The sequence below is a fragment of the Microbacterium hydrocarbonoxydans genome (genome assembly GCF_023715885.1).
Classification (GTDB): domain Bacteria; phylum Actinomycetota; class Actinomycetes; order Actinomycetales; family Microbacteriaceae; genus Microbacterium; species Microbacterium hydrocarbonoxydans_C.
In genome coordinates this window covers 37,895-59,180 of sequence record NZ_JAMBOY010000003.1, presented here as the reverse complement: position 1 = coordinate 59,180, position 21,286 = coordinate 37,895, and the positions used below count along the sequence as shown (strand labels likewise).

The window sequence follows — 21,286 nt, the reverse complement described above, 5'->3', positions numbered from 1 at the left end:
GCCCCGCGCGTCAGGCCGCGTCGGGACGGAGCACGACCTTGATGCAGCCGTCCTCCTTGCGCTGGAACGTCTCGTACAGCTCCGGCGCATCCTCGAGGGGCGCACTGTGGGTCGTGAGGTCCATGACGCCGAGCGGGTCGCTGAGATCCTCGACGAGCGGCATCAGGTCGTCGATCCAGCGCTTCACGTTGCACTGCCCCATGCGCAGGCTGAGCTGCTTGTCGAACATCGTCTTCATCGGCATGATGTCGGCGTCTCCGGCGTAGACGCCGCTGAGTGACACCGTGCCGCCGCGGCGCACCGCATCGATCGACGCGTGCAGGGCGGCGAGGCGATCGATGCCCGCCTTGTCCATCATCTGCTGCGCGAGCGCATCGGGTAGCAGTCCCACGGCCTTCTGCACGATGCCGACGCCGGGGTTGCCGTGGGCCTCCATCCCGACGGCGTCGACGACGGCATCCGCTCCTCGACCTTCTGTGAGGTCGCGCAGCTCCGAGACCACGTCGTCGGAGAGATCGAAGGTCTCCACGCCGTGGCGGGCGGCCATCTCACGACGCTCGGCGACGGGGTCGACCGCGAGCACGCGGTAGCCGCGGTGCACGCCGATGCGCGACACGAACTGTCCGACGGGGCCCAGGCCCATGACCGCGAGGGTGCCGCCATCGGGCACGTTCGCGTACTCGACGCCCTGCCACGCCGTCGGCAGGATGTCGCTGAGGAACAGGTAGCGGTCATCGGGCAGGTCGGAGGCGACCTTGATGTGGTTGTAGTCCGCGAGCGGCACACGGAGGTATTCGGCCTGACCGCCGGGGATCTGGCCGTAGAGCTTCGTGTATCCGAACAGCGTCGCGCCGCTGCCGTACTCGCGCACCTGGGTCGTCTCACACTGCGACTGCAGGCCCTGGACGCAGAAGAAGCACTGCCCGCAGGAGATCGTGAAGGGGATCACGACGCGGTCGCCGACCGACAGCGTGGTGACATCGCTGCCGACCTCGACGACGACGCCCATCGGCTCGTGCCCGAGGATGTCGCCGCGGTCGAGGAAGGGTCCGAGCAGCTCGTACAGATGCAGGTCGGACCCGCAGATCGCCGACGAGGTGATGCGCACGATCGCATCGGTCGAGTAGTCGATCGTGGGGTCGGGTACCTCCTCGACCGTCACCTTCCGGGTGCCCTGCCAGGTGAGTGCCTTCATGATGCGTCCTCCTCGTTCACGGTTGCGTGTCGTGTCTGCGGTTCGGTGGACAGCCACTCTTCTCGGCGAAGGGTGCGCCACGACAGAGGGTTGACAGGGCGGATGCCGTCGGCGACCCTCGCGGCGGGCGCACATCCCTCTTGCTGCGCCCCCTCCTGCGCTCCGCGTTCCTTCCTACCCCTTCCCCGCTCCGCGCTGCTTCCTGCCCCGTCCCCGCTCCCCCCGTTCTCTTCTGCCCCCCGTGCTCCCCGCTGGCCGCACCTCCGCTCCCGCGGCCCCTCCCCGCTCACAGACCATGCCCCTCCCCGCTGCCCGCGCTGCCCGCTGCTTCACTCCCTCTGCCTCCCTCTCTGCTCCCCGCTCACAGACCATGCCCCTCCCCGCTGCCCGCTGCCTCGCTCCCTCGCCTCCCTCTCTGCTCCCCGTTGCGCTCGGGCGATATGCCGAGATACAGATCGGGAGCATCGGAATACATGCCTGACCTGGCCGAAATCCACTGGTTCACACGACACGAATGTCGGTGGCCCCGGGTTGACTGAGGTCATGTCATCCCGGCCCCGCACACTCCTCGATCAGGTCGTCGCCGACCTCGATCGCGTGCTCGCCGACGACTCGCTCGCCGGTCTCACAGAGGCGGAGCGGGTCGCGGTGCTCGCTACGGCCGGCGACGCGTTCCGCCGCGTGGAGGCGGTGATCGTCGAGACCGTCGCGTCGGGCGACGTCGATTTCCCGCGCTCCGCGGGGTGTCGTAACGAGAACGAGTTGCTGCGCCGAGCGCTGCTGGTCGACACGGGCGGGGCGTCACGGCTGGTGAAGGTCGTCGATCTCGTCCGTCGGCAGTCGAGCCTGACGTCCGGGGAACGCCTGCCTGCCCGTTGGCCTGCGCTTCGCGAGGCCCTACTCGACGGCACGGTCGGCACGGCCGGTGTTCTTGCCGCGACCGCGCCGATCGAGAAGGTCGTCGACCGTATCGGGCTCGACGGGCGCCTCGGCGCCGACGAGTGTCTCGCCGACGCCGCGAGGGGCGCACACGATTCTCCTGAGTCCCCCGCTGCAGAGGGCGTTGCCGGCGATGCAGATCGAGCCTCCGGCCGTGGCCCTGCTCCCATGCCCGAAGACCTGCGACTGCTTGCTGAGGCACTGGTTGAGCTGCTCGATCCCGACGGGGAGGAACCCGCCGACGAAGCCGCCAGACGGCGGGGAATCACCATCGGACGACTGCGCAACGGGCTGCGGCCGATCACGGGAGCGTTGACGCCCGAGGTCGCGGCGCAGCTTGAACTCATCTTCGACGCTCAGAACAACCCGAAGGGCGACGGGCCGCCCCGACTCGGCGTGCGGTTCGCGCCAACCGATGCCGACGGCTCAGGTGCCGACGGCTCCGGTGCCGACGGCTCAGGTGCCGACGGCTCAGGTGCCGGCAGGTCGGGTGTGGACGGCTCAGGTGTCGAAGGCCTCGGTGTCGACGACTCTCGTGTCCGCGAGCCCGATCCCTTCAACTCCGATCCTCGCGCGGTGATCGACGACCGCACGGCCACTCAGAAGCGTCACGACGCTCTCGCCGCGGCGCTGGGGATCGCCGCTCGCCACCGGGACATGCCGAGCCTCGGCGGGGCGGCGCCCACCCTCGTCGTGACCGTGGACGCGAAAGATCTCGCCGGGGGAGGCGGCCGAGCCAGCGTGCCCGGCGCATGGAACCAGACGCATGCGTATGTCGCGGCGCACGTCGGCTGCTCGGGAACGATCCAGCGCGTGACCATGGACGAGGGTCGGATCGTGGGCATCGACAGCACCGACCGGGTGTTCACCGTGCACCAGCGGCGGGCGATCGTCGCGCGAGACAAGGAGTGCCTGATCCCCGGATGCCACGTGCCGGCGTCCTGGTGCGAGATCCATCACGTCACCGAGCACGCACGCGGCGGTCCGACCCACACCGACAACGGGGTGCCCTTGTGCTGGTGGCATCACCGAAGTCTCGGATCGTCCGGGTGGGAGATACGGATGGGCGACGGCGTCCCCCAGGTTCGGGGGCCGGCGTGGTGGGATCCGACGCGGCAGTGGCGTGCGCCGCGACTCAGTCTCCCTCGCGTCCGGCACGATCGTGGGAAGACGGCGCTTCCCCGAGCGGGATGACACGGAACGCTCGGAGTCGCCGCCGGACGTCACCGCTGATCGCTGACCGCGACCGCTGAGCGCTGATCGCTGATCGCGACCGCTGATCGCTGACCGCTGACCGCGACCGCTGACCGCTGAGCGCTGACCGCGCACGCACGTGCACAGGATCTGTTCCGGTTCCTCGCCTATCCTGGACTCATCATGAGAGCGTCGGTGCATCTGCACCGCGCGGCGATCGGGACGACCCGACCGCCGATCCACAGGCGGGGACGGCCCCACTCGAAGGAGCGCGATCATGTCGCCGCACTCACGCAAGGCACCCTCGACCGACGCGACGGTCCCGCTCACTTCGCTACGCGGCCTCGTTCATCGCTCCGACATCGCGCGCATCGTGCTCGGCTGGGGGACCTTCGCCGCCGTGCTCATCGCGCACCCGCTGCTCGCCGCGCCCGCCGCGGCCGTGGTGCTCGTCGTCGGGCTGATCGCGATCGTCGCCGTCATCCTCGTCTGCGCGTTCGGCGTCGTGAAGCAAGCGGAGGCTCTCGCCCATCGCCTCGGCGACCCCTACGGATCGCTCGTGCTGACGCTGTCGATCGTGCTCATCGAGGTCATCCTCATCTCCGCCGTCATGCTCGGGCCAGGCGAGCACCGGACGATCGCCCGCGACTCCGTCATGGCCGTGGCCATGATCATCATGAACCTCGTCATCGGCCTCGCCCTGCTGCTGGGCGGGCTCCGTCACCGGACACTGCAGCACAATCGCACGGGAACGTCCGCCTATCTGACGATGCTCGTGGTGCTCGTCACCATCGCCTTCGGGCTGCCGGCGCTCATCGGCGTCGACGGCTCATTCACGGTCGCGCAGGAGATCCCGATCGTCGTGCTCACCCTCGGGGTGTACGCGTTCTTCCTCGTTCGACAGATGGGCGCTCAAGCTCCGGACTTCACCGAGGTGGGCGTGGTCGACGTCGGCGCAGCGGCGGCCAGCACGCACTCGCACCCGAGCATCGTGGTCACCCTGCGCGCGCATCGACTCGAGGTGCTCGTCCGCCTCGCGACTCTCGTCGTCACGGTGCTGCCGATCGTGCTCCTGTCGCACGACATGGCCGCCCTGCTCGACGACGGCCTCGGCCGACTCGGCGCGCCGCCCGCCCTCGCCGGCGTGCTCATCGCCGCGATCGTGTTCCTGCCCGAGTCGATCACCGCGATCCGTGCAGCACTCGGCGGCCAGGCCCAGCGCGTCAACAACCTCTGTCACGGCGCACTCGTGTCGACGGTCGGACTCACGATCCCGGCGGTGCTCATCATCGGGATGCTGACGGGCCAGACGGTCGTGCTGGCCGAGTCTCCCGCGAACCTGCTCATGCTCGGGGTGACGCTGCTGCTGTCGGTCACGACGTTCTCCGCGACACGCGTCACCGCGACCCACGGCGCCGTGCATCTCGTGCTCTTCGCGACGTACGCGATAGTGCTGTTCAGCTGAGATCAGCGCGCGGCCCGCGCCCCGATGACTCGACCCGGGCGCGCCGCGACGCGAGGCGAGGGGTCAGGCCCCCGCGCGTACGGACTCCAGCGACGGGTAGTCCGTGTACCCCTCCGCCGTGCGTCCGTAGAAGAGCGCCGGTCGCGGCTCGTTGAGCTCGGCATCCTGCTTCCAGCGCTCGACGAGGTCGGGGTTGGCGATCACGGGTCGTCCTGCGGCGACGGCATCCGCCCACCCGCCCGCGATCAAGCCTTCTGCCTCGTCGCGGGTCGTCACGACGCCGAAGCCGGAGTTGATGATCAACGGAGCACCGAGCGCCCGGCGGATGCGCTGCACGAGCTCGCTCGTCGGCACCGCGCTGAGCACGTCGACGAAGGCGATGCCGAGCGGGGCGAGTCCCTCGGCGACCGCGAGGTACGTCGCGAGGGCGTCGTCGTCGTCCTCCTCCAGCACGCCCTGGATGTTGTGCTGCGGCGACAACCGGATGCCGGTGCGGTCGGCGCCGACCGCCTCGGCGACGGCACGAGTGACCTCGATCGCGAAGCGCGCCCGGTTCTCGGGCGACCCTCCGTACCGGTCCTCGCGTACGTTCGATACTGGCGACAGGAACTCGTGCACGAGGTAGCCGTTGGCTCCGTGCACCTCGACCCCGTCGAGACCGGCGGCGATCGCGTTGCGGGCCGCCTGCACGAACTGCTCGATGACCTCGGGGATCTCGTCGAGCGTCAGCGCGTGCGCGACCGGCATCTCGGCCTTGCCGACCGGCGTGTGCGTCTCGCCGGGCGCGGCGAGAGCGCTCGGGCCGACGACTCGCGGCTCACCGGAGATCTCGGAATGGCCGACGCGACCGCCGTGCATGAGCTGCATCACGATCGTGCCGCCCTCGGCGTGCACGGCGTCGGCGATGCGGCGCCATCCGTCGATCTGCTCGGCCGTCACGATGCCCGGCTGCCCAGGGTACGACTTGCCCTCCGCGACCGGCCAGGTGCCCTCGGTGATGATGAGGCCCTGCCCGGCGCGCTGACGGTAGTACTCCACCATCGTCCCGGTCGGCACGCCGTGGTCGTCCGCGCGGGTGCGGGTGAGGGGCGCCATGACGACGCGGTTGGACAGCGGGAGGGCGCCGAAGGCGGCGGGCTCGAAAAGACTCACGGTGAGGGACAATGCCTCCATCGCACGACGTATTCCCGTCAGGAGTTCTCGGTCGAGCCGCCGAGGTCGCCCAGCAGGGCGACGAAGCGATCCAGATCCTCCGACGACCACCCGCGCAGCCGCTCGCTGAGGCGGGCTTCGTAGCGCGACCGCGCGAGCGCGACGCGCTCCTGCGCGAGCGGCGTCGCCACGAGCACGCGAGCCCTCCGGTCGTCGGGGTCCGCCACGCTCTCGACGAGGCCGAGCTGCTCGAGCTGGCGCACGTGCCGGCTGACGGCGGACTTGTCGGTCTGCAGACGCTCGATGATCGCGCCGGCCGACGTCGCCTTGCCGGAGGCGATCGACGTCAGCACCTGGTAGCCGAGGGGCTGGAGGTCGGGATGAACCGTGATCGCCGCTTCGCGCCAGCTCACCCTGATGCGAGCGAACAGCCGCCCCAGCTCGTGCTCGACGCGGTGCACGGCATCGTCGAGGGCGGTTGTCTCGCCGGCGGGGGCGGGCTTCTCGTCGGCGTGATCGTCGGCGGCGCTCATGCCCGCCAGCTTACGGCGAACCACGCGCCGCCCCTGCGGCGGGCCGTCACGGATCAGACCTCGGACAGCAGCCGGAACACCTTGGACGCCGCGCGGATCTCCTCGGCGGTCAGCTCGGCCATGACGGCATCCAGCCGGCGGCTGTGATCGCGACGCAGCTCGGCGAGCGCGGCGGTGGCGGTCGGCGTGGCGGTGAGCACGCGCAGGCGTCCGTCGCGCTCGTCGGGGCGGGACTCGATGAGGCCGAGCTCCTCCAGCATCCGCACCTGACGACTGATCACCGACTTGTCCATCTCGAACCGCTCGGCGAGCTCGTGCGCGCTGGCCGTTCCCGCTCGATCGATGAAGGTGAGCAGTTTGTAGCCGCCGACCTGCAGGTCGGGGGCGATGCGCGCCGCCGACTCCCTCCACAGCGTCCGAGTCCTCGCGAAGATGAGGTTCAGATGCGCCTGGAGGTCGCCGACGGCGCTCTCGACGTCCGGAGCGGTCGCCGCATCGGTGGGGGTCATCTCAGCGCCCGCGGTCCTCGCGCTCGCCCTGGCCCTCGCGTTCGAGGACCGTGACCGAGCCGGTCTTCGGCGATCCCGCCTCCACGTCCGCGATGCGGATCGTGCCGGTCGAGGCCGACGATCCGACCTCGGCCTGCGAGACCTCGATCGCGGACTCCTCCGCCTGCTCGCGCAGCTGCTCGGCGGCGTTCTTCGTCGACAGCGGCTTGTTCTTGATGAACGCGATCGCGATGACGGCGATGACGGCGAGCGGAATGGCGATGATGAACGCGTCCGCGATGCCGTGGCCGTAGGCCGACTCGACGATCGATCGGACCGACTCGGGCAGCTGACCGACCTTCGGCACGTCACCGGAGCCGAGGTGTTGCAGCGCATCGACCTCCTCCTGCGAGGCGGGCACGAAGCCCTCGAGGCCTTCCTTGACGTAGTCGGCCACGCTCGACGACAGCAGCGACCCCATGATGGTCACGCCGATGGTGCCGGCGATCGTGCGGAAGAAGTTCACGTTCGACGACGCCGCGCCCAGCTGCTGCGGGGCCGTGTCGTTCTGCACGATGAGGGTGAGATTCTGCATGACCATGCCGAGGCCGGCTCCGAGGACGACCATGTAGGTCGCGACGAGACCGAAGGGGGTGTCGTATCGCAGCGTCGCCATGAGGCTGACTCCGATCGTGACGAGCACGGAGCCGGTGATCATCCAGCCCTTCCACTTGCCGAAGCGGCTCACGAGCTGACCGATGATGATCGACGCACCCATCTGTCCGACGATCATCGGGATGGTCATGAGACCCGACTCGGTGGGCGTCGCACCGCGTGCGAGCTGGAAGTACTGGGCGAGGAACACCGAGGTCGCGAACATCGACACGCCGATCGCGATCGACGCGATGACCGACAGGGTGAAGGTGCGGTTCCGGAACAGCGACATCGGGACGATCGGTTCCCTGACGAAGAACTCGACGACGATGAAGGCGGCGATCGCGACGCCGGCGGTCACGGCCAGCATGATGCTGGTCGAGGAGTCCCAGTCGAACTGGCTGCCGCCCATCGAGACCCAGATCAGCAGGGTCGAGACGCCGACCGCGAGCAGAACGATGCCGAAGTAGTCGATCGACACCTTCGTGTCGCGCTGCGGCTTGGGCAGGTGCAGCGTGAACTGCAGCAGCACGAGGGCGAGAAGGGCGAAGGGCACACCGATGAAGAAGTTGGAGCGCCAGCCCCACACGTCGGTGAGGAGGCCGCCGAGCAGCGGGCCGCCGATGGTGCCGAGGGCCATGATGCCGCCGACGACGCCCATGTACTTGCCGCGCTCGCGCGGCGAGATGATCAGCGCGACGGCGATCATGACGAGCGACATGAGTCCGCCGACGCCGATGCCCTGGATGACGCGCACGGCGATGAGCATGTTCGTGTCGGTGGAGAAGCCGGCGATGACCGTGCCGACCGTGAAGATGACGAGCGCGAGCTGCACGAGCACCTTGCGGTCGACGAGGTCGGCCAGCTTGCCCCAGATGGGGGTGCTGACGGCGGTCGCCAAGAGGCTTGCGGTGATGACCCAGGTGTACTGGGACTGCGTGCCGCCGAGGTCGGCGATGATGACGGGCATCGAGGTCGAGACGACGGTGCCGGACAGCACGGCGACGAACATGCCGACGACGAGTCCGGAGATCGCGGTGAAGACCTCGCGGGCCGAGCGCGTGGTCTCGGATGAGGGTGGGATGGGGGTTGTCACAGTGAAAGAGCTCCTGCGTAGAAAGTTGATAAGAATCAACCATACGCCGTTAGTTGCCAAACCGCAACTATGGACTCAGATCAACCATCTCGTCGCGCACTATTCGGTTCGGGCGTCCTCGCTCAGACCGCGGTGATGCGGGCGACGGCGATCGCGACCTCCTCCGGATCCCGCTCCTCGTCGTCGAGCGCACGGTGGATCGACAACCCCTCGATGAGCGCGTCGAGCAGCCGGGCGGTGTCGCGGTCGAAGTGGCGCTCGAGGGCGGCACGGCTGCGGCGCATCCAGGCCGTCGTGAGCGCGCGATAGGCGGGCTCGCGGGCGGCGAGTGTGTACAGCTCGTGCGACAGCACGAGCTCCCGCCCGTCTCCGAACACGTCCTCCCTGATGATGTCGACCACCGCGGCACGGGCGGAATCGAGATCGGATGCCGCGGCCATCCGCTCCTCGAACCGGGCGCTGATCGTATGCGAGAACCGCGCGAACGCCTCGTGCAGCAGTTCGTCGATCCCGTCGAAGTGGTAGGTCATCGAGCCGAGCGGAACCCCTGCCGCCTCGGCGATGCGGCGATGCGATGCGCCGGCCACCCCCGACTCCGCGATCACCTCGAGGCAGGCGTCGATGATGCGGTCCCGGCGGTCGGGATCGTTCTTGCGGCCGCTGCGGCTCCCGGCCGCGTCAGGCGCCATCGGACGCCCCCTCGATCGTCCGCATGACGCGCGCCGGGTTGCCGACGGCCACCACGTTCGCCGGGATGTCGCGCGTCACGACCGACCCCGCGCCGATCACGCTGTTCTCGCCGATCGTCACACCGGGGCACACGATCACTCCCCCGCCGAGCCAGACGTTGTCGCCGATCGTGATCGGCTCCGCAGCTTCGAGCTTGTCCCGGCGCATCCCCGGGTCGATCGGATGCGTCGGCGTCAGCAGCTGCACATTGGGGCCGATCTGGCAGTCGGCGCCGATCGTGATGGGCGCCACGTCGAGCGCCGTGAGGTGGAAGTTGACGAACGTGCGCGCGCCGATGGAGATGTTCTCGCCGTAGTCGACGTGCAGCGGCGGTCGGATGGCGACGTCTTCACCGAGTTCCCCGATCAGCGCGCGCAGCCAGTCGCGCGCACCCGGATCTCCCGCGAGCGTCTGGCGCTGATAGAGATCGGCGAGTCGTGCGGCGCGGTCCGCGCGGGCGACCAGCTCGGGGTCGTCGCCGATGTAGAGGTCGCCGGCCAGCATCCGCTCCCGGTGGGTGCGAGGGTCACCCGCGAAGTAGTCCGTCATGCACCGATCGTACCAGTGTGCGTACGTTCGTACCCAAAGTTCGCGACTACCCCCGAGGCCTTCCGAGCGGCACGAGCGACCCCAGCACGACCAGTGCGACACCCCCGATAGCGGCGATGCCCGCCGGGATCCAGAAGAGGTGCGGCATTCCCAGCCATGCGGCCCCCACGCTCCCGACGAAACCGCCGAGGGCCGCGTTGATCGCGTACGCGCTGAGGAAGACGCTCGATGCTGTGCCGACCCGATCCGGCAGCAGCCGCTGCGCGACGGTGATGCCCAGCACGCCGAACGTCGCGATCACGCCGGCCATGAGCAGCTGGCCCACGATGAGCGGGGCGATGTGCGGCTCGATCCCGGCGGCCGAGGCATACGACACGTGCGCACCGACCGCCATCGCGGCCCCGACCATGAGCACCCTGGTCACGCCGAAGCGATCGGCGAGTCGCGCGGCGAGCAGCATGAGAGGCAGCTCGATGAGGGGCTGCAGACCGATGATCGCCCCGCGGATAGCCGCGTCGACGTGCAGACCGCGGTCCATGTACAGGGGCAGGTAGGCGAGCTTCACGGTCTCTCCGCACATGATCAGCACATAGATCGCCGTGAAGAGGAGCAGGGGAATCATCGAACGACGGCGCGCCGTGCGCACCCCGGTCGCACGCGCAGGCCCGTCACCCTCCGCCTCGAACGCGTCTTCGCCCAGCGCCTCATCGCTCTGCGGCATCCGGATCTCCGACTCGCGACCGCGTCGCGGCGGCACGACCCGCGCGCCGATGAGCGGGACGATCGAGAGCAGGATGCTGAGACCGGTGAGGAACAGCAGCGGCCGCAGCCCGAGCGTCGCGCCCAGCACGGCTCCGAGCACCGGGCCGACAACCCATCCGAAGGCCATCGCGGTGCGCATGACGGCGACCACGCCGTTGTCGGCCGGGGTGGGCGCGCGGTTGAGCTCGTCGCGCACGGCCGCCTGGAGCTGAGCGGCACCGGCACCGGCACCGCTCAGCAGCACCAGGTTGATCGCGAACGGCATCCACGCCTGCATCGCGACCGCCATGAGCGCCCAGCCGACGAAGCCTGCGACGGCCGAGATACGGAACACGAGCAGCCTCGACCCCAGGCGGTCGGACAGCGAGCCGACGATGTAGCCCGTGACCGGCGCGATGAGATTCGTGAGGAAGTACAGCCCGGCCTGCGAGTCGGTGAGGTGGAGTTCCTCGACGAGGAACAGCGTGATCTGCGGTGCCGTGATCGACATGCCGATGCCCGAGATCACCAGGCTGAGGAAGGCACCTCGCAGCAGACGCGAGCGCAGGATGTAGCGGGTCGCCGAGGCGGGCGCGCCCGCGGCGCCGCCGGGAGCGTGTTCGGTCACGCGCACCGTCTCTCGATAAGGAAGGGGGAGTTACAAACTGTACCCGTCGACTCATCCATACCGGGGGCGGGGACACAACCCCCTGGCCGGATGCCGACCCGGAGCCGACCCTGGGGACATGAGCCACCCAGACGACATCAAGCAGCCGCTCGACCACCTGCCCCCGCTCGAGGAACGCGACAAGGCCGTCGAGATCGAGGAGCCGAGCTACCCGACCTCCGAGGCGCCGGAGGGGCACTCGCACGCCTCACCCGACACCGCGGCGGAGCCGGGCGAGCCGAACCGTCACGGCGTCGACAAGCTGCCGCCCACCTCGCGCTGACCCCGAGCGCTCTCCGACCGCCGCCCCTGCGGCGTCCGCGCCTCGACCACGAGCACCGCGGCCACGCCGACCGCACAGAGCACGAAGCCGCAGACCGTGACGAGCGTCAGAGTCTCGCCGAGCAGCAGCGCGCCGCCCGCCGCGGTCGCGGGCGCCATGAGGAAGAGCAACGCCTGCAGCGCTGTGATGCCGACCCTGCGCAGCAACCACCAGTACAGCCCGTAGGCGGCGAGGGTCGGGAACAGCGCGGTCAGGACGACGGCGAGCCAGAACGACACGGATGCCGGGGGCACGAGCTGCCCCGCCACCACGGCGACCACCAGGAAGACGGCAGCCGTCACGGTCACGTGGATCGAGAGCGTCAGCAGCACACCTGTCTGCACGGTCGAGCGACGCTCCAGGAACGTGCCGACGATGAGGCACACCATCGCCGCGACGGGCAGCAGATATGCGGCGAGCGGGGCGTCGGACGAGCCGAACTGCGACCGCACGACGAGCAGCACGCCCACGGCGCCGACGGCGAGGCCGGCCCACTGCGCGCCGCGGACGCGCATGCCGAGCAGCGGCCCGACGAGCACCGCCACGATGAGCGGCTGCACGGCGTCGATCAGGGCGACCGTGCCCGTGGCGATGCCGACCGCGACCGCGCCGTACACCGCGGCGCAGTACCCGAACTGCGAGAAGAGGCCGATGAGCGCCTGAGTGCGCAGATCGCGCATCGCCACTCCCCTGGCCGCGCCCGACGCCGCCACGATCGCGAGCAGAGCGACCGCCAGCGGCACGAACCGCCAGACCAGCAGGGTCAGCGGAGCCACCTCGACCGTGGCGAAGGCTGGTATGAGGAAGCCCGAACTCCATGTGATGACGAAAGCGAGGGAAGCCACCACCGTCACGACCGAACGAAGTAAACCGATCTGTATACTCATCCGGCGAGTATACAGACCCGTATACTCGATGCCATGGCCGCACCCGTTCCCGACCTCGCGCCCCTGACGCCCGGCGCGCGCCGCGTGCTCGACGCCGCATCGCAGCTGTTCTACGAGCGCGGCATCCACGCCGTGGGTGTCGACACGATCGCCGAGGCCGCCGGCGTGACGAAGAAGACCCTCTACGACCGATTCGGGTCGAAGGAGGCGCTCGTCGTCTCCTACCTCCAGCACCGCGACGCCCGCTGGCGCGACGATCTCGCCGCGCACCTGGTGGCGGTGAGCGGGCCCGGCATCCCCCGCATCCTCGCCGTGTTCGACCATGCGCTCGCCTGGTCGACCGCGAACAGCCCCAAAGGCTGCAGTGCCGTCAACGCGCGCGCCGAGGTCAGCGGCGACGACGGGGCCGCGGTGCTCGCCGAGGCCGCGCGCGAGAAGATCTGGCTGCTCGATCTCTTCATCGAGCTCTGCATCGAGGCGGGCATCGACGACGCGCGCGGCACGGCCGAGACGCTGATGCTGCTCTACGAGGGCGCGATCGTCACACTCGGCATGGGCACGTTCTCCGAGCCGTTCGCCGTCGCCCGGCGCTGCGCGGAGGGCGTGCTCGCGCGCGGCTGAGACGGCAGCGCCGGCGTCCGGAGCGAGCTCAGACCTCGTCCGCGTCTGCGCGCTGCGCCGCCTCTGCGTCGTCACGCGTCCGCGACCCGCCGCGCCCGAGAGCGATCGTCGAGAGCAGTCCGACCGCGAGGAATCCGGCCGCGGTCCACGCGGCGAAGCGCGTGCCGTCCGAGAACGCGGCCTTCGCGTCGTCCGCGATGTCGGCCGTGTCGGGTCGCGCCTCGAGTCCGCTGATGGCGGCCCCCGCGCTGTCGACCACTGTCGAGACGACCTGGTCGCGCTGCGCAGCGGGGAGCCCGCGGTCGTCGAGCGATGCTCCCAGGATGCCGGCGGTGCTGGTGAACAGCACGGTGCCGAGGATCGCGACGCCCAGCGCCGCACCGAGCTGACGCGACGTCGACTGGGTGCCGGAGGCGGCCCCGCTGTCGGCCACGGGCACGTCGGCCAGCACGACGCCGGTGAGCTGCGCGGTCGCGAGGCCGACGCCGAGCCCGTACACGAACAGGAATGGGATGAGCGGCACCCACGACGCGTCGGGCGCGATCACGAGGCCGACCCCGGCCACGCCGACGATCTCGGCGAGGAGCCCTGCCCGCACGATCCAGACCGGGGCGATCCGTCCGCTCGTGGCGCCGGCGACGCCGCTCGCGAGGAACGAGCCGAGCGCGAGGGCGAGCAGCAGCAGCCCGGTCTGCAGGGCGTCGAAGCCCAGCACGAACTGCAGCCACAGCGGCAGGGCGAGGATGATGCCGAACTCGCCGAGCGCGACGACCGCGGCGGCGATGTTGCCGTTGCGGAACGAGGAGATCGAGAACAGTCGCAGCGCCAGCAGGGTCGACCGACCGGCACGCTCGCGACGCACGCCCCAGAGGATGAAGGCCACGAGACCGATCAGCGCGAGAGCGAAGGCGAACGGGATCGGGGAGAGGTCGAGCGGCCACGTCCAGTCGCCGATCCGGGGTCGTTCGTCGACGAGCCACCAGCCGTACGTTCGTCCCTCGATGAGCCCGAAGACGAGCGACCCCATCGTCACGACCGAGAGCACCGCGCCGACCACGTCGATGCGGTCGGTGCGGTCGCTCCGGGTCTCGGCGACGGTCAGCAGCACGCCGATCACGATGAGAGCCCCGAGCGGGATGTTGATGCCGAACGCCCAGCGCCAGGAGAACTCGGTCGTGAGCCAGCCGCCGAGCAGCGGACCGACCGCCGCCATGCCGCCGATGGTCGAGCCCCACACGGCGAACGCGATGCCGCGCTCGCGTCCTCGGAAGGTGGCGTTGATGATCGAGAGCGTGGTGGGCAGGATCATCGCTCCGCCGACGCCCTGCGCGAGTCGGGCGAGGATGAGGATGCCGCCGTCCGGCGCGGTCGCGGCGAGCACCGAGGACGCGGCGAACACGACGACGCCGAGCACCATGACCCTCCGTCGCCCCAGCCTGTCGGCGAGGCTGCCGAAGACGAGCAGCAGCGCGGCGAACACGAGCGTGTACGACTCCTGCACCCATTGCACCTCGGTGGAGCTGATGCCGAGGTCCTCGACCACCGCCGGGACGGCGACGTTCACGATCGTGGAGTCGACGATGATCAGCGAGACCGCGATGCTGATGAAGATCAGTCCGAGCCACCGGAGACGTTCGTAGCGATTCACGACTACTAGCCTAGCTAGATAAGTTACGAGCTAGGGGATTCTTTTCGAAGATCGTCCGTCAGCGATGCCGCGCAGCGCAGCATCCACCCTCTCGATCAGCTCCGGCGGAGCCGACACCGCAATGAGTTCGGGACGCAGGGAACGACCCGGCACCCACCGGATGTACGCCTCGAACTCCGCCGAGATCTCGGGTGAGTGGTCCGCCAGGATGCGCGACACGAGACCGCACACGCCCGGGGCGTCGGCGAGAGCCGCGAGGTCGGCGTCGACGCCCGATCCGATGTCGGACGGCGGCCTCGGGGGCGCCTGCACCAGCCACTCGTGACGGCCGGCGCCCACGTCGAACGTCGGCCGGTCGCGCAGCAGGACATCGGCGCGCGCGCCCGGAGGCACCTCCGCCGACACGCGGATGCCGTCGCCGCCTCGCTCCCAGCGCACGCGTGCCCGACCGAGGGGTGTCTCCTGCACCACTTCCGCGTGATCGAGCACCGACGGGATCCATAGGCTGATGCGCATCCTGCGGTATCCCGGCTCCGAAGACGCGAGCCCGCCGATCCGGCGATGCAGCACGTCGGCCACCGCCCCGAACGCGCAGTGGTTGAGCGACACCATGCCCGAGGGGTGCAGAGTGCCGTCGGGGCGCACCGCGTCCGGCCGCTCCCAGACGGTGGTCGCGCCCATCGTCACGGGATACAGCCACGACGGGCAGACGGTCTGGAACAGCAGCCTCTCGGCGGCGAGCTCCTGGCCGCTGTCGAGCAGGGCGTCGAGCACGAGCGGCGTGCCGAGAAAACCCGTCGCGAGCCGGTAGCCTCCGGCGCGGAGCAGGAACGCGAGGCGGATGCCGAGCGCGGGCCGCAGCTCGGGCGGCGCGAGGTGGAACGCGAGGACAAGCGCATACGCGGTCGGCGCATCCGACATGAGACGGCCGGACGGGGTGAGGTAGGCCGCCTGGAACGCGGCGGTCGCGCGCGCCGCGATGCGGTCGGCCTCCGCCGCCCCCACGTCGTCCCCGGCGACGCGCAGAGCCTGTCCGGCGAGCCGCGCCGACCGCACCCGGTACGCGCCGGCGACGAGTCCGGCATCCGTCTTGGCCTTGTCCGGTCGCGTCGCGGTCGGGTCGAGCCAGTCCCCGTACTGGAAGCCGCTCTCCCACAGTCCGTCGGTCGTCGCCAGCCGCTCGCACGCGTCGACCCAGTCACGCATCGCGGGGGCGAGCCGGCGCCGCAGGTCCGCATCGCCGTACCGCTCGGCGAGGAGCGCGGGCACGGTGGTCACGGCATCCCCCCATCCGGCCGCCGCGACGGCGCTGAACGCGCCGAGCGGGTCGGGCACGACGGTCGGCACGACCCCGTCGCTGCGCCGCTGCTCGAGAGCGAGGTCGTCGAGCCAGGCCCCGAAGAACGCGTCGACGTCGAAGAGAGAGGCCGCGGCGGGTGCGAAGACCTGCGCATCGCCCGTCCACCCCAGTCGCTCGTCGCGCTGCGGACAGTCGGTCGGCACCGAGAGCAGGTTGCCGCGCAGGCTCCACACGACGTTCTCGTGCAGACGGTTCAGCATCGGGTCGGAGGAGGTGAACCACCCCGTGCGGCGCACGTCGCTGCCGAGGACGACCGCCCGGACGTCGCCCGCCGCAAGCGGCCCCGAGAGGCCGCTGATCTCGGCATATCGGAATCCGTGCACCGCGAACGCGGGCTCGACCTCCCGCCTCCCCGAGCCGTCGCCGATGAACCGGTCGGTGGCGGTGGCCGCACGCAGCGCCCTCGTCGCCAGGGCGCCGTCCTGGAGGATCTCCGCATGCCGCAGCGTGACCGCAGCGCCGTCCGCCGCATCGATCCACAGCCGCAGCCGGCCGACGAGGTTCTGACCGAAGTCGACGACGGCGGTGTCGCCGTGCGGGTCCTGCTGCACCGACACCGGCGTGACGTGGGCGGTCCGCCGCACGGGCTCCACGTCGATGACCTCGACGGCGACGTCGGCGGGGAAGGCGCCGAGCTGAGCGGGCAGCCACGCGGAATCGTCGAACCCGACCCGCATCCAGCCGGCCTTCTCCCGCCGCGCGTCCCAGTCCTCGCCGGCATAGAGACCGCTCGCGACGAGGGGCGGGTCGGGGTCGACGGTCCACTCGGATGAGTCGATCTCGGACGACCGTCCGTCGGCATGGCGCAGCAGCAGCCGCACCGACACCCCCGCCTGGTCGCCGTAGAAGCGTGCCGCGTTCGGGCCGAACCCGTACCGCTCGGTGAACCAGCCGCCGGCGGCCTCCACCGCGATCACGGCGGCAGCGCCTCCTGTCAGCAGAGTCGTGACGTCGGTGACGGTCGCGGCGAGGCGGTCGCGGTACGAGGTCCACCCGGGCTTGAGCACGTGGTCGTCGACCTCGACGCCGTTCACGAACACCCGGTGCACTCCCTGAGCGGTCGTGACGAGCGTGGCACCCACGACGTCGGAAGGCAGCCGCACCTCGCGACGCAGGAACAGCGGTGCAGCGGGCCCGCCGGGGCTCGGATGCCGCAGCAGCGGCGCCGACCACCCTCCGACGAGGAAGGCCTCGCTGAACCGCAGCGGTTCGCTCCACTCCGACCATGCGCCGTCCTCCCCCTGCACCCTGACCTCGAGCCGGTGCTCCGCACCGTGCCCGGCTGTCAGCGGTGCGAACGGCCAGGGGCGGAGCACCGGGTCGGGTCCGATCCGGTGCTCCGTCCCGCCGTCGAGGCGCAGCGCCGCTGCCTGCGCCCGCCAGTCAGAGGGCGCCTCGACCGTCCAGGAGACGGGCGGCGTCGGCGAAGAGGCGACCGCCGCGTCCCGGCGGCGGCCGATCCGCACGCCGGTGACGCGGACGGGCCTCATGCGACGCGGTCGCGTTCGCTCACGGCGACTCGGCGCCGCACGACGAGCAGATACCCGCCCGCCGCGAGCGCGAGACCGAGCACGACCAGCGCGATCGGCAGCGCACCGCCGGTGCCAGCGAGCGGATCGCCTGCCGCTGCGCCGGTCGCGGCACCGCTCATTGCTCCGCCCGAGCCGCTGCCCGTGCCGGTTCCGTTGCCGTTGCCGGTGCCGGGACCGGCCGTGCCGAGGTCGACGTCGGCGGTGAGCAGGCGCACGGGCAGGAACTCGGCAGAGTCCTTCTCGCCCGCGATGCCGCCGCCCCACGACAGGTACCCGTCACGTCCCGCGCCGTCTGCCTCGTTGACGATGAGCGCGCTGCTGAGCAGAGCCGAGGACGGATCGACACCGGTGAGCCGCACCCACGGCACTGCCGCCTCGTAGACCGTGGTCTGCGCAGCCTCGTCACGGACCACCGCGACCTGAGAGCCGGCGACCGTGCCTGCGGCATCGCCGGCGGCGAGCCAGCGGTAGAGCTGCGGACCGGCGGGAGTCAGGGCCATCCCGAGCTCGTGCCAGGTCGTCGCCGCGCCCGGTGCACCGGCCGCGACCGTGAACTGGACCGAGTCGCCCTGCCAGATGTTCGAGCCGGCGGCCGGCTGGTCGTGCACGTCGTCGAGCACCTCGATGCTCACGTAGAGGTTGTCCTCGTCCCACGTGTACCAGAACCGAGCGGACTGGTCCGTCGACGCCGAGAACGCGGCGAGCAGCCCTCCGGTCTGCCCCTCCAGCACCACCGGGGTGAGATCGTCGAGGTCGTCCAGCACGCCGTCGACCGTGATCGTGCGGTGCGCGGCGCCGAGCGCCTCGTCCACGGCGAGCGGGGCGACAGCGCCGGATGCCGTGAGCTCGCGCCCCCCGACGAGTGCGGATGCCGTCCACGTCGTGCGCGCGGTGATGCCGTCGAGCGCGATGTCGACGATGAGCGACTCGTGCGCGGCGACCTCCTCCTGCTCGGCCTGCGTCGTGGTGGCTCCGCCGAGCACCGACGTCAGGCGGTCGACGGTCACGGACTCGTCCGAGGCGTTGGTCAGCGTGAGGCGCAGCACGGACCCGCCGTCGGAGTCGATGCTCTGGGCTCCTGTGAGGGTGACCGGTTCGCTGACGGTCGTGGTCGCCGTGAGCGAGCCGAGCAGCGTGCTGCCGCGGTACAGGTCGCCGACGACCACGTGCTGCCCGAGCGCCGTGGCGGCGGGCAGCGCGAAGTCCACCGTTCCGACCTGACCTGCGGCCACCGTCTGCGCGACCTCCTGCCCGTCGGGGAACACGAGGCGGTACGCGCCCTCAGTGCTCGACGTGGCGTTGTCGATGCTCCAGTGCGCCGCGATCGGCTGCCCGAGGTACGCGGGGTCGAGCGTGAGCGCGGTGGTCGACGCGGTCACACCCGTGACGGCGCCCTGCAGGTACACGGGCCCCTGACGCAGGTCGATCACGAGTTCCGAGCCGGCGCCGGCCTGCACGACCCGGGAGGATCCGTACATGTCGGTCACGGTCACGTCGCCCTGGAGCGCTACGGTGACAGCCCGCGGCGACGTCGCCCAGAGCGCGCGCACCGGACCGCCGGGGGTCTCGAATCCGACGTTCCACAGGTCGGCGATCGACGTGTCGCGGGTTGCGGCGTGCGCTCCGGCCAGCACGTCGGCAGCCGTCGAGTAGCTCACGAAGGCGGGCTTCGGCGTGTACGCGCCCAGCGGGTCGTTCGCGGCGTGCAGCAAGCCGAAGTTCTCCTCGGTCTCTGCGGCATCCACGCCGTCGTTCACGAGGTCGTAGACGTAGTAGCGCTCGACGTCGTGCAGCGCGGTGATCACCGCCGACTTCGCGATGTTCGCCGCCTGGGTCTGCTCGTCGACCGCGCGGGCGTTCGTCCCCGTCGGCCAGCCGTGCTCGGTGATCCACAGCGGGAGGGACTCGCCGTCGTTGTACTCGCGCACGAGCGCATCGATGCGGGTCAGCGTCTCGTCGAGGGCCTCGGCCCCTACCGGGTAGCTGTAGGGGTGCAGCACGATGCCGTCGAGGTAGTCCAGCGCGCCGAGGCGGAAGGTTCTCTCGAGCCAGTCGGTGTTGAGGTTCGCGATGGCCGGTCCGATGACGGGCAGGTCGGGGTCGACCGCCTTGACCGCCGGCGACGCCGACTTCAGCAGGTTCACGTAGTGCTCGGGCGCGACATTGGTGTTGCCCCCGAGTCCGAGGTCCCACTCGTTCCAGATCTCGATGCCCGAGGCCATGTCGCCGAACTCCGTCGCCATCTCGGCCGCGTAGGCCGAGTAGGCCGCGACGGCCTCCGCGCTCACGGGTCCGTCACCACCGTCGTACAACGGGTTGCCGTAGCCGGCGAGCAGCAACGGGCGCGTGCCGGTGGCGCGGGCCTGATCGAGGAACTCCGCGCGGGCGACCGACCAGTCGTAGACGCCGGGCGTCTTCTCGACGTCGCTCCAGTACGGCTCGTCGCGGAACTGGGCGATCCCGCCGACGGCCAGCGCGGGCATCGAGGCGAAGTCGCGGTGCTGACCGTAATGGGTCACGGCTCCGAACCGGCCGTCGGCGCTTTCGGCGACGTCGGTCTCGGCGAGCACGGCCACCGTCGTCTGCGCCCCGCCGATGCGCGTGCCCTCGTCGAGGGCGTCGACCGTGAGGCTGTACCAGCCGCGGCCGAGGGTTCCGAGGTCGAGCGAGCCGTCGGCGGGTTCCTGCCCGGTGTCCACCACGCGGCCGTCGGCCGCGGTGGTCCGCCAGGCGACGGTGTCGGCGGTCGTCTCGTAGGGCAGCGCGACGGCATCCCCGTCGGTGAAGAGGTTGCCGAAGGCGCCGACCGACAGGGTGAACCCGGGGGTCACGTCGGCGGCGCTGATCGCGATGTCATCGATCAGCGCGCGGGCGGTGGCCGACGTGGCGTCCGGGCGTGCCCAGGCGTTCACGACGAAGCCGATCTGCTGCGCCGGGCCGTGCCACTGTCCATCGGCCGCCCCGCCCCAGGCGCCGTGGCTGGGGTCGTCGGTGGGCGAGGCGAGCGTGATCTCCTGCCAGCCGTCCACGTCCGGCACGGGCAGGAAGGTCTGATGCGTCTGCCCCGTGGCGTCGACGAGCTGCACGCCGATCGTGTGCAGGTTCTCGGCGTCGATCCAGAAGGAGGCCGAGTCGAGGTCGACGCCGCCGAGCGTGCGGGCGGCCATCTCCCAGCTGTCGGTGCCGCGCACCGCGGTGTCGAGCAGCACCTCGACCGACGACGAGCCGGTGTGGCCGCGGTCCGCCGCTCGAGGTGTGCTCGGCGACACGGTCGAGCCGTCGAAGGCGGAGGCAGACCAGCCGGCCAGGTCCTCCACGCCGATCGTCGTGTCGGCGGCGACAGCCGCCACGGGGAGCGCGAGGGCGCCCACCGCGATGAGCGCTCCGCCCAGGGTCAGCGATCGGCGGCGCGTGCTGCGCGACGACCGGGGTGTGCGTGATCTCACTCTGTCTCCTCTTCGAGCCAAGGTCGATGAAATGGGGAAATCGGTTGCCTCACGGCATCCTTGCGACA

General features: G+C 70.6%; 16 protein-coding genes. 4 read left to right on the top strand and 12 right to left on the bottom strand.

What is annotated here, in order from left to right; genetic code table 11:
- Window positions 1-10: 10 nt before the first annotated feature.
- Window positions 11-1,195 (bottom strand): zinc-dependent alcohol dehydrogenase, encoded by a 1,185-nt coding sequence (locus tag M3195_RS08545; protein ID WP_251586587.1) that lies wholly within the window; start codon window positions 1,193-1,195, stop codon window positions 11-13.
- 543 nt (window positions 1,196-1,738) lie between these two features.
- Here M3195_RS08545 and M3195_RS08540 point away from each other — a divergent pair.
- Window positions 1,739-3,328, top strand: coding sequence for an HNH endonuclease signature motif containing protein (locus M3195_RS08540; protein ID WP_251586585.1), 1,590 nt, complete (start codon window positions 1,739-1,741; stop codon window positions 3,326-3,328).
- A gap of 277 nt (window positions 3,329-3,605) precedes the next feature.
- Window positions 3,606-4,793, top strand: coding sequence for a calcium:proton antiporter (locus tag M3195_RS08535; protein ID WP_251586583.1), 1,188 nt, complete (start codon window positions 3,606-3,608; stop codon window positions 4,791-4,793).
- A gap of 63 nt (window positions 4,794-4,856) precedes the next feature.
- Here M3195_RS08535 and M3195_RS08530 read toward each other — a convergent pair whose 3' ends face one another.
- The 7 genes from M3195_RS08530 to M3195_RS08500 form a co-directional block, all read right to left on the bottom strand.
- Window positions 4,857-5,945 carry an alkene reductase gene (locus tag M3195_RS08530; protein ID WP_251586581.1) on the bottom strand — a complete coding sequence of 363 codons (1,089 nt, stop codon included), beginning with the start codon at window positions 5,943-5,945 and terminating at the stop codon, window positions 4,857-4,859.
- Window positions 5,946-5,983: 38 nt separating this feature from the next.
- Entirely contained in the window at window positions 5,984-6,478 is a 495-nt protein-coding gene (locus M3195_RS08525) for a MarR family winged helix-turn-helix transcriptional regulator (protein ID WP_251586579.1), read from the bottom strand.
- 53 nt (window positions 6,479-6,531) lie between these two features.
- Window positions 6,532-6,987 carry a MarR family winged helix-turn-helix transcriptional regulator gene (locus tag M3195_RS08520; RefSeq protein ID WP_251586577.1) on the bottom strand — a complete coding sequence of 152 codons (456 nt, stop codon included), beginning with the start codon at window positions 6,985-6,987 and terminating at the stop codon, window positions 6,532-6,534.
- Between the two features lies 1 nt (window position 6,988).
- Entirely contained in the window at window positions 6,989-8,716 is a 1,728-nt protein-coding gene (locus tag M3195_RS08515) for an MFS transporter (RefSeq protein ID WP_251586575.1), read from the bottom strand.
- Window positions 8,717-8,838: 122 nt separating this feature from the next.
- Window positions 8,839-9,405 carry a TetR/AcrR family transcriptional regulator gene (locus tag M3195_RS08510; RefSeq protein ID WP_251586573.1) on the bottom strand — a complete coding sequence of 189 codons (567 nt, stop codon included), beginning with the start codon at window positions 9,403-9,405 and terminating at the stop codon, window positions 8,839-8,841.
- Window positions 9,395-9,994, bottom strand: coding sequence for a sugar O-acetyltransferase (locus M3195_RS08505; RefSeq protein WP_251586571.1), 600 nt, complete (start codon window positions 9,992-9,994; stop codon window positions 9,395-9,397). The genes M3195_RS08510 and M3195_RS08505 overlap by 11 nt, the downstream gene beginning before the upstream one ends.
- Before the next feature lie 46 nt (window positions 9,995-10,040).
- Window positions 10,041-11,363 carry an MFS transporter gene (locus M3195_RS08500; protein ID WP_251586569.1) on the bottom strand — a complete coding sequence of 441 codons (1,323 nt, stop codon included), beginning with the start codon at window positions 11,361-11,363 and terminating at the stop codon, window positions 10,041-10,043.
- A 118-nt stretch (window positions 11,364-11,481) separates the two neighbouring features.
- On the opposite strand from M3195_RS08500, the gene M3195_RS08495 reads away from it, so the two are divergent.
- Window positions 11,482-11,685, top strand: a complete 204-nt coding sequence (locus M3195_RS08495) for a hypothetical protein (protein WP_251586567.1) — start codon at window positions 11,482-11,484, stop codon at window positions 11,683-11,685.
- Here the strand turns inward: M3195_RS08495 and M3195_RS08490 are convergent.
- On the bottom strand, window positions 11,649-12,611 hold the full coding sequence (locus tag M3195_RS08490) for a DMT family transporter (RefSeq protein WP_251586565.1): 963 nt from the start codon (window positions 12,609-12,611) through the stop codon (window positions 11,649-11,651). The genes M3195_RS08495 and M3195_RS08490 overlap by 37 nt on opposite strands.
- 33 nt (window positions 12,612-12,644) lie before the next feature.
- On the opposite strand from M3195_RS08490, the gene M3195_RS08485 reads away from it, so the two are divergent.
- Entirely contained in the window at window positions 12,645-13,232 is a 588-nt protein-coding gene (locus M3195_RS08485; RefSeq protein WP_251586563.1) for a TetR/AcrR family transcriptional regulator, read from the top strand.
- 28 nt (window positions 13,233-13,260) lie between these two features.
- Here the strand turns inward: M3195_RS08485 and M3195_RS08480 are convergent, their stop codons facing one another.
- Genes M3195_RS08480 through M3195_RS17090 form a run of 3 tightly spaced genes read right to left on the bottom strand, consistent with a single transcriptional unit; the run spans window position 13,261 to window position 21,218 of the window.
- Window positions 13,261-14,880, bottom strand: coding sequence for a DHA2 family efflux MFS transporter permease subunit (locus tag M3195_RS08480; protein WP_251586561.1), 1,620 nt, complete (start codon window positions 14,878-14,880; stop codon window positions 13,261-13,263).
- A 30-nt stretch (window positions 14,881-14,910) separates the two neighbouring features.
- The gene (locus M3195_RS08475) at window positions 14,911-17,730 is read right to left on the bottom strand and encodes an alpha-L-rhamnosidase (RefSeq protein WP_251586559.1); all 2,820 of its coding nucleotides are present in this window, start codon (window positions 17,728-17,730) and stop codon (window positions 14,911-14,913) included.
- Window positions 17,727-21,218 carry a sugar-binding protein gene (locus M3195_RS17090; protein WP_251586557.1) on the bottom strand — a complete coding sequence of 1,164 codons (3,492 nt, stop codon included), beginning with the start codon at window positions 21,216-21,218 and terminating at the stop codon, window positions 17,727-17,729. Before M3195_RS17090 ends, M3195_RS08475 begins: the two co-directional genes overlap by 4 nt.
- Window positions 21,219-21,286: the final 68 nt, after the last annotated feature.

Coding starts and splice junctions, on each gene's coding strand:
- M3195_RS08545 (WP_251586587.1), bottom strand. CDS start 1,195: ATGAAGGCACTCACCTGGCAGGGCACCCGGAAGGTGACGGTCGAGGAG.
- M3195_RS08540 (WP_251586585.1), top strand. CDS start 1,739: ATGTCATCCCGGCCCCGCACACTCCTCGATCAGGTCGTCGCCGACCTC.
- M3195_RS08535 (WP_251586583.1), top strand. CDS start 3,606: ATGTCGCCGCACTCACGCAAGGCACCCTCGACCGACGCGACGGTCCCG.
- M3195_RS08525 (WP_251586579.1), bottom strand. CDS start 6,478: ATGAGCGCCGCCGACGATCACGCCGACGAGAAGCCCGCCCCCGCCGGC.
- M3195_RS08520 (WP_251586577.1), bottom strand. CDS start 6,987: ATGACCCCCACCGATGCGGCGACCGCTCCGGACGTCGAGAGCGCCGTC.
- M3195_RS08510 (WP_251586573.1), bottom strand. CDS start 9,405: ATGGCGCCTGACGCGGCCGGGAGCCGCAGCGGCCGCAAGAACGATCCC.
- M3195_RS08505 (WP_251586571.1), bottom strand. CDS start 9,994: ATGACGGACTACTTCGCGGGTGACCCTCGCACCCACCGGGAGCGGATG.
- M3195_RS08495 (WP_251586567.1), top strand. CDS start 11,482: ATGAGCCACCCAGACGACATCAAGCAGCCGCTCGACCACCTGCCCCCG.
- M3195_RS08490 (WP_251586565.1), bottom strand. CDS start 12,611: ATGAGTATACAGATCGGTTTACTTCGTTCGGTCGTGACGGTGGTGGCT.
- M3195_RS08485 (WP_251586563.1), top strand. CDS start 12,645: ATGGCCGCACCCGTTCCCGACCTCGCGCCCCTGACGCCCGGCGCGCGC.
- M3195_RS08475 (WP_251586559.1), bottom strand. CDS start 17,730: ATGAGGCCCGTCCGCGTCACCGGCGTGCGGATCGGCCGCCGCCGGGAC.